The organism is Flavobacterium profundi (assembly GCF_006491645.1).
In the GTDB taxonomy this organism is placed as follows: Bacteria; Bacteroidota; Bacteroidia; order Flavobacteriales; family Flavobacteriaceae; genus Flavobacterium; species Flavobacterium profundi.
This window is the reverse complement of the sequence record NZ_VDCZ01000007.1, coordinates 19,082-33,525: the sequence shown is the minus strand read 5'-3', so window position 1 is coordinate 33,525 and position 14,444 is coordinate 19,082. Positions and strand designations below refer to the sequence as shown.

13 protein-coding genes are annotated in these 14,444 nt (G+C 31.4%); 7 read left to right on the top strand and 6 right to left on the bottom strand.

The window, feature by feature from the left end; all coding sequences use genetic code 11:
* Positions 1-60: 60 nt before the first annotated feature.
* From FHG05_RS10175 to FHG05_RS10145, 7 genes are all read left to right on the top strand, one after another.
* Positions 61-1,209, top strand: coding sequence for a lycopene cyclase family protein (locus tag FHG05_RS10175; protein ID WP_140997917.1), 1,149 nt, complete (start codon positions 61-63; stop codon positions 1,207-1,209).
* An 84-nt stretch (positions 1,210-1,293) separates the two neighbouring features.
* The gene (locus tag FHG05_RS10170) at positions 1,294-2,406 is read left to right on the top strand and encodes a hypothetical protein (RefSeq protein ID WP_140997916.1); all 1,113 of its coding nucleotides are present in this window, start codon (positions 1,294-1,296) and stop codon (positions 2,404-2,406) included.
* Between the two features lie 29 nt (positions 2,407-2,435).
* Positions 2,436-4,454, top strand: a complete 2,019-nt coding sequence (locus FHG05_RS10165) for an FG-GAP-like repeat-containing protein (RefSeq protein ID WP_181369167.1) — start codon at positions 2,436-2,438, stop codon at positions 4,452-4,454.
* Between the two features lie 119 nt (positions 4,455-4,573).
* Entirely contained in the window at positions 4,574-4,984 is a 411-nt protein-coding gene (locus FHG05_RS10160; protein WP_140997914.1) for a BrxA/BrxB family bacilliredoxin, read from the top strand.
* Positions 4,985-5,071: 87 nt separating this feature from the next.
* A complete protein-coding gene (locus FHG05_RS10155) occupies positions 5,072-5,806 on the top strand; it encodes a lysophospholipid acyltransferase family protein (protein WP_140997913.1) in 735 nt (244 codons plus the stop codon).
* Positions 5,807-5,810: 4 nt separating this feature from the next.
* Positions 5,811-6,803 (top strand): acyl-ACP desaturase, encoded by a 993-nt coding sequence (locus FHG05_RS10150; protein WP_140997912.1) that lies wholly within the window; start codon positions 5,811-5,813, stop codon positions 6,801-6,803.
* A gap of 70 nt (positions 6,804-6,873) precedes the next feature.
* Positions 6,874-7,518: an HD domain-containing protein gene (locus tag FHG05_RS10145; protein ID WP_140997911.1), complete on the top strand. Its 645-nt coding sequence runs from the start codon at positions 6,874-6,876 to the stop codon at positions 7,516-7,518.
* A 21-nt stretch (positions 7,519-7,539) separates the two neighbouring features.
* Here the strand turns inward: FHG05_RS10145 and FHG05_RS10140 are convergent, their stop codons facing one another.
* Genes FHG05_RS10140 through hemH form a run of 6 tightly spaced genes read right to left on the bottom strand, consistent with a single transcriptional unit; the run spans position 7,540 to position 14,353 of the window.
* A complete protein-coding gene (locus tag FHG05_RS10140; protein WP_140997910.1) occupies positions 7,540-9,132 on the bottom strand; it encodes a hypothetical protein in 1,593 nt (530 codons plus the stop codon).
* 11 nt (positions 9,133-9,143) lie between these two features.
* A complete protein-coding gene (locus tag FHG05_RS10135; protein WP_140997909.1) occupies positions 9,144-9,914 on the bottom strand; it encodes an enoyl-CoA hydratase/isomerase family protein in 771 nt (256 codons plus the stop codon).
* A gap of 27 nt (positions 9,915-9,941) precedes the next feature.
* Entirely contained in the window at positions 9,942-11,369 is a 1,428-nt protein-coding gene (locus FHG05_RS10130; RefSeq protein WP_140998059.1) for a sensor histidine kinase, read from the bottom strand.
* 56 nt (positions 11,370-11,425) lie between these two features.
* Entirely contained in the window at positions 11,426-11,974 is a 549-nt protein-coding gene (locus tag FHG05_RS10125) for a CopD family protein (protein WP_140997908.1), read from the bottom strand.
* Positions 11,964-13,316 (bottom strand): MATE family efflux transporter, encoded by a 1,353-nt coding sequence (locus FHG05_RS10120; RefSeq protein ID WP_157504233.1) that lies wholly within the window; start codon positions 13,314-13,316, stop codon positions 11,964-11,966. Before FHG05_RS10120 ends, FHG05_RS10125 begins: the two co-directional genes overlap by 11 nt.
* Positions 13,316-14,353: a ferrochelatase gene (hemH, locus tag FHG05_RS10115; RefSeq protein WP_140997907.1), complete on the bottom strand. Its 1,038-nt coding sequence runs from the start codon at positions 14,351-14,353 to the stop codon at positions 13,316-13,318. Before hemH ends, FHG05_RS10120 begins: the two co-directional genes overlap by 1 nt.
* Positions 14,354-14,444 lie beyond the last annotated feature (91 nt).

Below are 14,444 nucleotides of genomic sequence, written 5' to 3'. Positions count from 1 at the left end.
AGAGCTGGTTTAACGTTTGTTTGACCAAAAATAAAACGTTAAATTCAATATCTTTGGAAGGTGAAACACTACAATTATATATTTTCAGGTACAGGTTTAGCCGCACTATTAACGATTTATGAAATGAGTTTGTCTTCTTATTTTAAAGAAAAGACGATTCTTCTCATTGATAAAGAATCCAAAAAAACCAATGACAGAACCTGGTGTTTTTGGGATGAAACTCATCTTTTTGACGCAATTGTTTCTAAAAAATGGGACAAAATTGCATTCATTACCTCTTCTGAAAATAAAAAGTGGAGTATTACTCCTTATTCCTATAAAATGATAAAAGGGATAGATTTATATGAATATATTTTTAATTTAATTCAACAGAACCCTAATATTACTTTTCTTAAAGAGGAAGTGCTTCATATTGAAGATCTTGGCAATCAATGCAAAGTAACTACAAAAAGCAGCACTTTTTCTTCAGATATTGTATTCAATTCGATATTTAAACCTGAAAGAGTAACTTCTCAGAAAAAATATCCTTTACTACAACAACATTTTATAGGCTGGTTCATCAAATCTAAAGAGCCTGTTTTTGATTCAGAGACGGCTACTTTCATGGATTTTTCCGTAAAACAAAATAATAATACCCGTTTTATGTATTTGCTTCCATTTTCAAAAAATGAAGCTTTGTTAGAGTATACTTTATTCTCCTCAGAGCTCCTTAAAAAGGAAGAATATGAGCAAGAAATTAAAAATTACATTCAAAAAATAGGAATAACAGCATATGAAATTATTGAAAAAGAACAGGGTAATATTCCTATGACTAGCTTCCCTTTTTGGGAACAAAACACAAATAATATTATTCATATTGGTTCTGCCGGTGGTTGGACAAAAGCGAGCACGGGTTATACTTTTAAAAAAGCCTATAAAAAAGCTAAAAACTTAGTGCAACTCCTACAAAAAAAGGAAATTGGTTTTAGTAATCAAAAAGAACTAACAAAAGATAAATTTTGGTATTATGATTTATTATTCATAGATGTTTTGTACCAAAATAATGAAATTGGTGCGCAATTATTTTCCGATTTATTTCAGGGAGACAACCCAAAATTAATCTTTAAATTTTTAGATGAAGAAACTACTGTTCTTGAAGATTTACAGGTCATTTGGAACTGTCCTAAAATCCCTTTTCTAAAAGCGCTTCTTTATCGGTTAATCCCATAAAATTGAGGTAATCATCTATTTATAAGATATTTGCATTAATTTAGTTATATTTGTTTTACAACTAAAAAAACTAAATTTACTAACATGATTAAAAAATACTATCTGACTCTAGGTCTGATGGTGTGTTCCGTATTACTGTTTTCTTGTAGTGATGATGACTCCAATTACACAGAAATACCTACACCTGAAATTTCTCCTGTAACCGTTAATTTATCTCAAGTACCTTACAGTAAATTATCTGATTACCATTTTTTTAATGGATTATTAAAAAATCAGTCTCCCTCTTTAGATGTGTTACCATATGAACCTGCTAGTAGTTTGTTTTCGGATTACGCACACAAAAAAAGATTCGTTTGGATGCCAAAAAACAAACAAGCTATTTATAATGGAGATGATAATACCTTAGAATTTCCTATTGGAGCTGTTTTGATAAAGACCTTTTATTACGACAATGTATTACCAAATAATACACAAAAAATCATTGAAACAAGACTTTTAATTCGAAAAGAAGACGGTTGGAAAGCGTACGATTACATTTGGAATGAAGCACAAACTGAAGCCAATTTAGATACTGTTGAACAAGGGGTATTTATTCCTGTTGAATGGTCTGAAAACGGAATACCTAAAAGTACTACTTACAAAATTCCTTCTCAAACAGAATGCGTGACTTGCCATAAAATCAACCCGAATCAAGAAGAAAATGGTGAAATTACCATTCCTATCGGAGTAAAGCCACAAAACTTAAATCTCGCTTTTGATTATGGTAATGAAACCGTCAACCAATTAGCTAAATGGAAAAGCGTAGGTTATTTAGATCCTAATTCACCTACTCCAACAAATACAACTATTAATTGGACAAATATCAATGAACCTTTAGAAAAAAGAGTGCGCTCGTATATTGATATTAATTGTGGTCATTGCCACAGAACGGGTGGTCATTGTGATTATGTAGATTTAAGGTTAAATTATAGCAATACAAACTTAAGCACTTTCGGTGTGTGTATGACTCCATTATTTAGTATCCCAAACGGACCTTATGTAATAAATGGTGGCAATGCTGATCAATCTGAAATGATACAAAGAATAAGTTCTACAGAAGAAAGCCTTATGATGCCCTATATTGGTAGAACTTTGGTTCATGAGGAAGGTGTTGCCTTAATTACCTCATGGATCAACTCCTTACCAGAATGTCGTTAAAAAACAAACCAAATAAAAAACCAAAAAATATGAAAAAAACTACCTTATTCTTTTTATTAAGCTTGTGCTTTTACTCATTTGCACAAGATGATTGTGCCTCAGCTGTAACAGTAACTACTGGCACCTACACAGTGGGTCAAATAAATGGCACACAAATTCCTCAAAGTTGTATAAACAATAATGCAACTGCAGGAGAATGGTACAAATATGTTGCTGATGACAGTTATACTGTTACAGTTACTACTGACTTAGCTATTAATATTTGTAAAGATACTCGCGTACATATTTATTCAGGTGACTGCTCCAACTTAATTTGTGTAGCGGGTGATGATGATTCTGGAATTATCCAATGTAACAATGGAAATACCAATTCGTACCTGTCAATAGTAAGTTTTAATACTACTCCTGGAACCACTTATTATATTGCTTTTGATAACCGATGGAGTACTTCTGGTTTTGAGTTTCAATTATCTGAAGTTCCATATGTTGCGCCACCTGTGAGTTTTACGCAACAACCCATCTCTTCTAACGCTACGATTTGTTGTGTCGTCGATATGAACGGAGATTATTTGGATGATATTGTTACGGTGAGTTCCAATGCTATGACGATTTTAAAACAAAATGTTGGTGGCGGTTTTACTAGTTCCACTATTTCTTTACCAAGTTTAACTGCTACACCTACTTGGAGTATTGCGGCTGGAGATTATGATAAAAATGGTTTTAATGATTTGGTTTTTGGAAGTGGAAGTAGGTTAACCATAGTTAAAGCTGATGCTACCGGTACTAATTACACAGAAGTACCTTATCCACAAAATATTTTCACACAAAGAACTAATTTTATAGATATCAATAATGATGGAAACTTAGACTTATGGGCTTGCCATGATGTTGCTCAAAGTCATGCTTACAGGAATATGGGTTCAGGAGATCTTGTTTTCGATATTTCTTTAATGGAAACGTTACCTGTAGGTGGAAATTATCAATCCATGTGGACAGATTATGATAATGATGGCGACATGGATATGTATTTAGCAAAATGTCGTGGTGGTGCACCTGTAGGAGATTCTCAAAGAATCAATTTATTGTATAAAAATAATGGTGATGGCACTTTTACAGAATCTGGTGCTGTTGCAGGAATTAACGACGGTTCTCAATCTTGGTCAACTGCTATTGAAGATTTTGATAATGATGGAGATATGGACTTTTTATTATCTAATATTTCTGATACCAATAAATTTTATTTGAATAATGGTGATGGAACTTTTACCGATATTTATGCGTCAACAGGTATTGATCCGCAAGTAGGTTCATGGGAAGTGCAAGCGGCTGATTTCAATAATGACGGCTGGATTGATTTTCTTTGGCAAAACGGAAAAGAATTATACTTAAATAACGGCGATTTAACATTTACAGGTTATGATTTGACTTTTAGTGAAGGAGGAATAGGCGATTTAAATAATGATGGTTTTCTAGATGTTCAATTTGCTAGTAATGTATTTTATAATGTTCCGAATGCCAATCATTGGATTAAAATTAACCTCCAAGGGTTAATTAGCAATCAAAATGGTATTGGGGCAAGAGTAGAAATTTATGGTAATTGGGGAAAACAAATTAGAGAAATCAGAAGCGGACATGGTTTTAGCCATCAAAGTACTATGAATGCTCATTTTGGAATTGGTTCAGAGACCAATGTGGATCAGGTAATTATCAGATGGCCTTCTGGAATTATCGATGTTATCGACAATCCGAATGTAGACCAAGCATTAACGATACTAGAGGGTTCTTCACCATTAGATGTTACTACTTTTAATACAGACAACTTTGAAGTATATCCCAACCCAAGTAGTGACTTCATACGTATAACCAATGCGGAAAAACTACAAATAAAATCTATTGCGATTTATGCCATGCATGGAGCATTAGTAAAAAAAATTACGGATGGATCATCTCAAATTAAAATTAACGATTTAAAAGAAGGGATTTATATGTTAACCTTAGAAACAACAGCTGGTGAAAAATTCTCAAGAAATTTCGTTAAAAAAAATTAAACTGTTGCTTTTAGTATAATCATTTTTGTAGTAAGCGATAACAAATCTTTATGATTTAATTAGATATTCAATTGTTTAATCTTTGTAACTTTGCAACATTAATTAAAATACAAAGAATTATGTATCCAGAAGAAATGGTAAAACCAATGCGTGCAGAACTTTCTGAAGCAGGTTTTAAAGAATTATATACAGCTGCAGACGTTAAAAACGAAATTCAAAAAGAAGGAACTACTTTAGTAGTAGTGAATTCTGTTTGTGGTTGTGCGGCTAGAAATGCACGTCCAGGTGCAAAAATGAGTTTAGACGGTGCTAAAAAACCTTCTAATTTAATTACAGTTTTTGCTGGTGTTGATAAAGAAGCTGTTGATGCAGCAAGAGAAGAAATGTTTCCTTTTCCTCCTTCTTCACCAAGTATGGCTTTATTTAAAAATGGAGAATTAGTGCACATGTTAGAACGCCATCACATTGAAGGTCGTCCAGCGGAATTAATTGCAGAAAATTTAAAAGACGCTTACAACGAATATTGTTAATTTTAAAAAATAAAATTACAGGAAACCATCTTTTACTGATGGTTTTTTTGTTTTATATAGTACCTTTGTTAAAAAGTCTATTCGGTTATGCAAAAGATTCTTTCTTATCCCATTTCTATTGTATATTATATACTATTTTTATTTTGGTTGTGTGTTTTTCACATCATCCAATGGGTGTGTCTAAATGTATTTGGATACAATGCACATCGATGGAGTGTAGCCATTCTTAATTTATTTTTGGTACGAACCACCCATTTATTAGGAACCACTTATAACTTTAAAGGCCGAGAAAAATTACCTAAAAATCAACCTTTAATTATTGTTTCCAATCATCAAAGCTTGTATGATATTCCGCCTTATATTTGGTTTTTGAGAGCTTGGCATCCAAAATTTATTAGTAAAAAAGAATTAGGAAAAGGAATTCCCAGTGTTTCTTATAACTTAAAACATGGTGGTTCTGCATTAATTGATAGAAAAGATGGAAAACAAGCCTTGGCAGAAATAAAAAAATGTGCAGAATTTATCAATAAAAACAACTATTCTGTCGTTATATTTCCAGAAGGAACGCGCGCAAAAAAAGGGGAACCAAAACCTTTTTCTGTAAATGGTTTAAAAATGCTTTACAAATTTGCACCGGATGCTTATTTTGTTCCTGTTACTATTAACAACTCATGGAAATTAGCCCGTTACGGGACTTTTCCACTAGGACTTGGAAATCGATTGGAATTTCAGGTTCACGAACCTCTAAAAATTTCGGATTATACTTTCGAAGAAATTTTTGAAAAAACTGAAAAAGTAATTAAAGATCATATTAAAAAATAAAAAAATGTCCCTAAAAAATGTTCGCTTAGAAGTAATGCAGTTTTTGGAAAAAAAAATTGATTCCTTCGTGGAAGAATTTTTAATTCCAGTTGAAAAAATTTGGCAACCTACTGATTTATTACCCAATTCACAAAATGAAAAATTTTTTGATGAAGTCACCGAATTAAGAGAGATTGCAAAAGAATTACCCTATGATTTTTGGGTAGTTTTAGTTGGAGATACTATCACAGAAGAAGCTCTACCTACTTATGAATCTTGGTTAACTCAAGTAGAAGGTGTTGATCAAGAAAACGGTGGAAATGGTTGGAGTAAATGGATTAGACAATGGACCGGTGAAGAAAATCGTCATGGTGACACTCTTAATAAATATTTATATTTATCAGGTAGAGTAAACATGAGAGAAGTAGAAATGACAACGCAACATCTAATCAATGATGGCTTTGACATTGGTACCAGTAACGATCCTTACAAGAATTTTGTCTACACGAGTTTTCAAGAATTAGCCACTTATATTTCCCACAATCGTGTAGCACAAATGGCTAAGAAATTTGGTGATAATAAGTTGTCTAAAATGTGCCGTTTAATAGCTGGTGATGAAATGCGTCACCATCAAGCCTACAGTACTTTTGTAAACAAAATCTTTGAAGTAGATCCTAGTGAAATGATGTTGGCTTTCCAACACATGATGAAACATAAAATTACGATGCCTGCTCATTTTTTAAGAGAATCCGGACAAAAAATAAGTACCGCTTTCGAACAATTTTCAGATGCCGCACAACGAATTGGGGTTTACACTGCAAATGATTATGTAGATATCATGCAAAAACTCATTGATAAATGGCAAATTGATAAAATTACAAACTTAACTGATGATGCTGAAAAAGCGAGGGATTTCTTAATGAAATTACCAGCAAGGATGGCTCGTGTTTCTGAAAGATTAGTAATCCCTGAAACTGGCCATGTCTTCAAATGGGTACAACCCGCTTTAGTAAAATAATCGTTTAAACTCTAAATAAAATTCCAAATTCCATTAGTAATGAATAGAATTTGGAATTTTTCTATATAAAATGACAGTAATAGATTCGACCATTCTTTTTGTAAAAAAACAATTGCAACAGGCTGAAGGAGGACATGATTGGTTTCACATTGAAAGAGTGTATAAAAACGCACTCCTATTAGCAAAAGAAGAAGACTGCAACTTAGAAATTGTAAAGTTAGGTGCTTTATTGCATGACATTGCAGATAGTAAATTTCATCATGGAGATGAAACCATCGGACCTAAAATAGCCCGTGATTTTTTGGTGAGCCAAAATGTTGCAGATGATACCATAAACGCAGTAGTTGCTATTATTGAAAATATTTCATTTAAAGGAGGTAATTTTGAAAAAACATATACTTCAAAAGAATTAGAAATCGTACAAGATGCTGATCGATTGGATGCTTTAGGTGCTATTGGTATCGCAAGAACTTTTAATTATGGAGGCTTTAAAAACAGAGCCCTTTATAATCCAGAAATTCAACCCAATCTTAATATGAGCAAAGAAGAATATAAGAAAAGTGATGCGCCTACCATAAATCATTTCTACGAAAAACTATTGCTTTTAAAAGATAAAATGAATACCAAAACGGGGAAAAAAATAGCAGCAGAAAGACACCGATTTATGGAACAGTTTTTAGCTCAATTTTATGCCGAATGGGAAGGTGAAAAATAGTTTTCACTTTCCCATTTTTAATTATATCTTGAGTTTAATAATTTGTTTGTCTCTCCCATCATTTCCTTCAAATAAAATTACTCCTTCTTCATCAGTATAAATTCCAAAAAAAGGTTTATACGTAATTTTTGAATCCTTATCAGTAATTAAAATTTTATAAGTAAAGTTGCCCTCTTCATCAATTTCAATTGCATAAAAATTCATCTTTTTAATCTTTGTCTGCTTAAAAGAAATACGATTATCTTTTATTTTTTTTACATCCTCGTCTCCGTTTAAAAAAATATACATTTTCCCTTTGTATACTAATGACGAATAGGAAAAATAATCAAAAATACCAGTTGTACTTTGCCCTTTATTAATTGTTCGCATCCATTGTAATTCTCCATTAAAATTAAGTTTAAATGAAAAAATATCGTTAAAATTGTAAGAGGTTACATAATGAGTACTCCCGCTAGATGAAGTACTAGGATAACTTGAAATAAAGTATTCCTCAGCATTGATGTAAATTTCATTTTGATCTGTAATAAAAAAATCTTTATACACTAAATTTGATAATTCCGCTTTATCTTGAGATTTTTTCTTCCCTTTTTTCTCTCCGTATTTGTCAATTAAAAATTGTTCTGTGAAAGGATTTAGTTTAAAGTTTTTTGTCTTTAAATTATTTGTATCAACCTCATAAAATACAACTCCTCTGTCATTATAAGATGATTTATCTGAATAAGTACCAACGCAAAAAACTTGATTTTTATTAATTAATAATTCTAAGCTATTAATAAAAGTTTCATTTGTTGAAAAAGTTTCAAATTGAATGCCTTCGTTCGATAATTTGTAAAGCTTAAAGTTATAATTAATTATCCCATCTTTTAGGTCTTTATAACTCTCATTTTTATAGGCTTTTCCTAGAAAAAAAACGGAGCCATCCTCTTCGCTTATTTTAAATGAATTGTATTTAAAGTATTTATCTTTTATATTTTGACTAAATTCTTTTTGATAAATTTTATTCAAATTGATATCATATACTAATATCCTATGTGTCTCTTTTTTATCATTTTTAATATCAAAATTGAAAGCAATATATTTATTGTTTTTAGAAATTTGAACTTCTCCTAAGAGATCACTATCTAATTTAAAATAATTTGCCGTAAGAAAAAGGCCAAGATCAGCTAAGAAGGTATTATTAATATCATCTTTATTAATTGAAAAAATTGTTTTAGATGAAAAATTTAAATCTTCAATTGAAGCACTTAATAAATTATAACTTAATGATTTTTCTTTACTGTTTTTTATGCTTTCAATTAAATTAATTTTATTATCATTAATAAAAAGCGCTTTGAAAACATTGTTTTGGTCTTCAAATTCTTTAGAGACTAACAATTTTAAATCGTGATCAAAATGCTCTAATACATAACCTCTAGAATTTCTGCCAAATGTACTCGATAGTCTTCTAAGAAGGAATAAGCCGCCTTTTCCATCATCAACAGAAAAAACTAAATTAGATAAGGTATTTTTATCTTTAAAAATCTGACTTTTTTGAATTTTAATCTCGCTTTGAGCTTGAACTAATACATTACTTAATAAAAATAATACTACTATTGTTTTAGTAATTAACTTCATATAAAAATTTACTATTTAAAATTTGCTTTTCTTTTTTCTAAGAAAGCGGTTGTTCCTTCTTTAAAATCTTCCGTACCAAAACAAGCACCAAAATTTTTAATTTCTACTTGATATCCATTGGTACCGTCTTCAAAATTTGCATTAATAGCTTCAATAGCTTTTGCAATTGCAGCACTAGAGTTTTTAGTAATTTTTGCTGCAATTTCTTTGGCAAAAGAGAGTAATTCAGCTTGTTCCACTACATGATTTACTAATCCGTAATGTAAGGCTGCAGAAGCATCAATCATTCCAGCAGTCATAATCATTTCCATTGCTCTTCCTTTTCCTACTAATTGTGCCAACCTTTGTGTTCCTCCATAACCAGGAATTACGCCTAAAGTTACTTCAGGTAAACCCATTTTTGCATTGGTTGAAGCAATTCTAAAATGACAAGCCATAGCCAATTCTAATCCGCCGCCTAAAGCAAAACCATTTACCGCAGCAATAACAGGTGTTGTTAAATTTTGTACAAAATCAAATAATAATTCTTGTCCTTTAGCTGCTAATTTTCCTCCATCCTCTACTGAGAAATTGGCAAATTCAGATATGTCTGCTCCAGCAACAAAAGCTTTTTCACCACTTCCTGTTAATATAATTGTTTTTACAGTTGTATCTTCGTTTAACGAACGAAACGCTTCATGTAATTCCAAAATTGTAGCTTTGTTTAAAGCGTTTAATTTTTCAGGTCTGTTAATGGTAATAATAGCAAGTTGGTCTAATTTGTCAATTAAAATATTTTCCATTTTAGTTTGATTGTTTTATGTATGTTTTTAAATTATTTCTTGTTCCGCAGTTATAGGAAAAGAGACTGTAAATTCGGTTCCTTTCCCTTCTTCACTTTCAAAAGTAATGGTTCCATTATAATTTTCAATAATATTTTTTATAATGGCTAAACCAAGTCCCATTCCACTCGATTTTGTGGTAAATTTAGGTTCAAAAATACGCGCTTTATTTTGTTCTGAAACGCCTTTTCCATTGTCTTTCACTGTAATAATAGCATGATTGCCTTTCCTAAAGACACGTACAAAAATATCTTTATTTTCTTGATTTTCAGGAATTGCTTGAATGGCATTTTTAACCAAATTCGTAATCACACGTATCAATTGCGTTCGATCCAAACTGGCTATAATTTCTTCTTCTGTATAAGAAAAACGGATAAAATCTTCATTAAAAATATCCAAAGCCAATTGAACCACCTTTACCACATCTAAGGTTTCATTTTGTTGAGCTGGCATGGAAGCAAAATTAGAAAAGGCACTAGCAACCGAACTCATCGTATCAATTTGCTGAATTAAAATTTTCGCAAAATCATCTAATTTTTCTTTTGCCTTTGGATCATTTAAATCAAAACGTCTTTGGTAACTTTGCACCGTTAATCGCATGGGTGTTAGTGGGTTTTTAATTTCATGTGCCACTTGTTTTGCCATTTCTCTCCACGCTTGCTCTCTTTCACTTTGGGCTAATTTGGTTGCACTATCCTCTAATTTGTCTACCATATTATTATACGATTCAATCAACAAATTAATCTCTTTACTACCTTCGTCTAATTCAATCTTCTGATTTTGCTGATTGAAGTTGGTTTCTTGAATTTTATCGGATATAATTTTTAAAGATTTTGTAATATAACTGGATAAAAAGTAGGACAAGAAAATTGAAATCAATAACATCACAAAATACACTTGCCCAAAACGTATCAAAAAATTCTTGATTTCATTATCATAAAATTCGGTGTCTTCTTCATAAGGCAAATTCAAAATGGCCAAAGGCTTAAATTTATTGTCTTTAATATAAGAATAAGAAGATCGATAAGGTAGACCGTCAATTTTGGTGAATTCTACATAGCGTTTGTCTATGGTTCCTTTTAAAATTTTAAGGGTGGAAGCGTTAATTTCTGGACGAATACTATCCATTTTAAAAACAGGCTTGGAAGAAATAATTAAATTCCCTTGTAAGTCAAAAAAATTAATTTCTAAACTATGAATATCTGCAATTTCGTGAATTTTATCTTTAAAAATATATTGAATATTTTCAGTTGTAAGTGGGAAACTCGTATTGTTTAAGATATAATTGATGTTTTCAATAATCGCATTTTCTTTACGTTCTAATCGATCTTGATGGTATTCTTTTGCTTCTTTTTTAAATTGATAATAGGAAACAAAAGCAATTAATATAGAAGCAATAAGCGTTAAGAATATCATCGAAATAAAAATTCTTAATCGTAGCGAAATATGCTTAATATTGAATAGTGCGTACATTATTTATTTTTTTCTCGTATCCTTTTATACAATTTAAATCCTAACATAATTAAAATGGAAAAAATAAAAATTCCGATTACACCATAAATCCAATTGATAGCACTTTTTAAGATGACTAAAAAAACAATAGCAAATAAAATAATGGTGGCTCCTTCATTCCAAATTCTAAAAAAATTGGAAGTGTTTTTTACTTCATTCTTTTGCAATTGTTTAAAGATTTGATGGCATTTTACATGATACAAATAGAGTAACAAAACAAATGCCAATTTTACATGCATCCAAGGTTGGGTTAACCAAAATTTTCCGGCTTCAGTGAAAAACAACATCCAAAAAGCAAAAAAACTAGCTAAAACTGCACTTGGCCATGTAATGATATACCAAAGTCGGTATTGCATTAATTGGTATTGTTGAATTAAAATATCTTGTTCTGGTTGTGGTTTTTGCTTGGCTTCTGCATGGTATACAAACAAACGAACGATATAAAATAGTCCAGCAAACCAAGTAATCACAAATATGAGATGTAAAGCTTTAATGTAATTATATTCCATCTTGAACGTACGTTAATTTTCTATTCATTTCTCTTTTTAAAAAAAAACCTGTGACTAAAGTAGATAAAATATCTGCAATGGGAAAGGCAATCCATACTCCAAAAATACCATAATAATTTGGTAAAACTAAAATTAATGGAATGAGAAAAAATCCTTGCTTGGTTAAAGTTAACAATAAAGCAGGAATTGCTTTTCCAGCCGCTTGAAAGTAAGCTGCTCCAATTAATTGTATCGCTATAATAGGGGAAGCTGCAAAAACCAATCGCAAAGCACTTGGTGTTTCTTTGATAATCGTGGCATCTTTAGAAAAAATGGCAACGATGGGTTCCGCTAAAACTAGTATTACAATAAAAATTATGGTGGCTAAACCGGCCGCCCATTTTATAGATTTTGAGATTGTTTCGTTCACTCTTACGTAATTTTTGGCTCCATAATTATATCCAGCAACAGGTAAAAATCCTTGTGTAACTCCTAAAATTGGGAAAAGAGCAAACATCAACATTCGGCTTATAATTCCATAAATGGCAACTGAAATTTCTCCTCCATGAATGTACAACGTATGATTTAAAATAATCGATAAAATAGCCACAACGCCTTGTCTTGCAAAAGTAACAAACCCAAGTGAAGCTATTTCAGAAACAATATTTATTTGAAGTACATAATGATGCATTTGCAAACGCAATTCACTTTTGAAGATAAAAAACCAAAAAATAAAAACAAAACACATGAAATAGGATAATGAAGTAGCTAATGCTGCACCAAACATGCCTAAATTCAAAAATTTTATAAAAATGACATCTAAGATTATATTCCCAAAAGCAGGAATAATCATAGCAATCATGGCAAATTTTGGTTTCCCTTCAGCTCGAATTACGGTATTTCCCATCATGCATAAAGCTAAAAAAGGTACTCCATATAAAACCGGAATAAAAAAATCCATGGCGGGTTGCATAATTTCACCATTGGCACCAAATAAAAGAAGTACTTCTTCAGAATACAATAAACCAATTAGCACTGCCAATATAGCCAACCCTAAAGTAAGTACAATTTGGTTTCCAAAAGTTTGTAGTGCCTTTTCTCTGTTTTCTGCTCCTAAGGCTCTAGAAATAATGGAACTTCCTCCTATTCCTAAAGCCATTCCTAAGGAGGAAATTAAAAAAGTTATAGGCAAAACGACAGAAACAGCAGCTATTGCAAGCGATCCTATCCATTGTCCTACAAAAATAGTATCAATAAGTATATTAACAGACATAAACAAGATGCCTATAGAAGCAGGTACTGATTGCTTTATCAGTAATTCTCTAATAGGTAATGTGCCTAATTCTGTTGATGATACTGCCATTATACATTTTGTTCTTCCGATTGAAAGGCCCATTGATCAATCCAACGGCTCAAAGTCTTACACCAATCGTTATCATCATTTAAACAAGGAATTGCCTTAAATTCTTCACCACCATGTGCTTTAAATTCATGATTAGCTTCCATAGCAATTTCTTCCAAAGTCTCTAAACAATCCGAAACAAAGGCTGGAGTTACCACCGCTAATTTTTTAATCCCTTTTTCAGGCATTTTATTAATTTCAACATCCGTGTAAGGCGTTAACCATTTATCTCCAGCTAATCGAGACTGAAAAGTTTGGCTATATTTTCCTTCTTCAATACCTAGAAATTCTACTACTTGTTTGGTAGTTTCAAAACATTGATGACGGTAGCAAAATTCGTGAGCTGGTGATGGAGTATGGCAACAACTACCATCTATTTTACAATGACTTTTTGTAATATCTGTTTTGCGAATATGACGCTCAGGAATACCGTGATACGAGAATAATAAATGATCGTAATCAAATCCTTCTAAATGTTTTTTAATCAAATTAGATAAATCTCTGATGTAATCTTTTTGATTGTAGAAGGCAGGAACAATCGTAAAATTCATGTGTGGAAATTTCTTTTTACGAATTTCTTCTGCCAAAACCAAAATGGTTACCGTTGAAGCCATAGCATGTTGTGGATACAAAGGAAACAACAAAACTTCTGTAATGCCTTTATCACTTAACTCTTGCAAACCACTTTCAATACTTGGATTTCCATATCGCATCGCTAAAGCAACAGGTATACTTACATTTTGCTCCACTTTAGCTTTCATTCTTTTTGAAAGTACAATTAAGGGAGAACCTTCTTCCCACCAAATTTTTTGATAAGCTGCAGCCGATTTTTTAGGACGGGTTTGTAAAATGATTCCTCTTACTAATAAAGCACGTAATAAAAAAGGAACATCTATTACGTATTTATCCATTAAAAATTCATCTAAATAAGGTTTTACATCCTTTGGGGTTGGACTATCAGGGGAACCTAAATTCACTAATAATACGCCTTTCTTCATGGTTATAAATTGGATTTCTATGATTATTAACTTGAGTAAAAATAGATAAAGTCATTTTTATATTTCTCTCAAGATTAGTTTTAATTTCTAT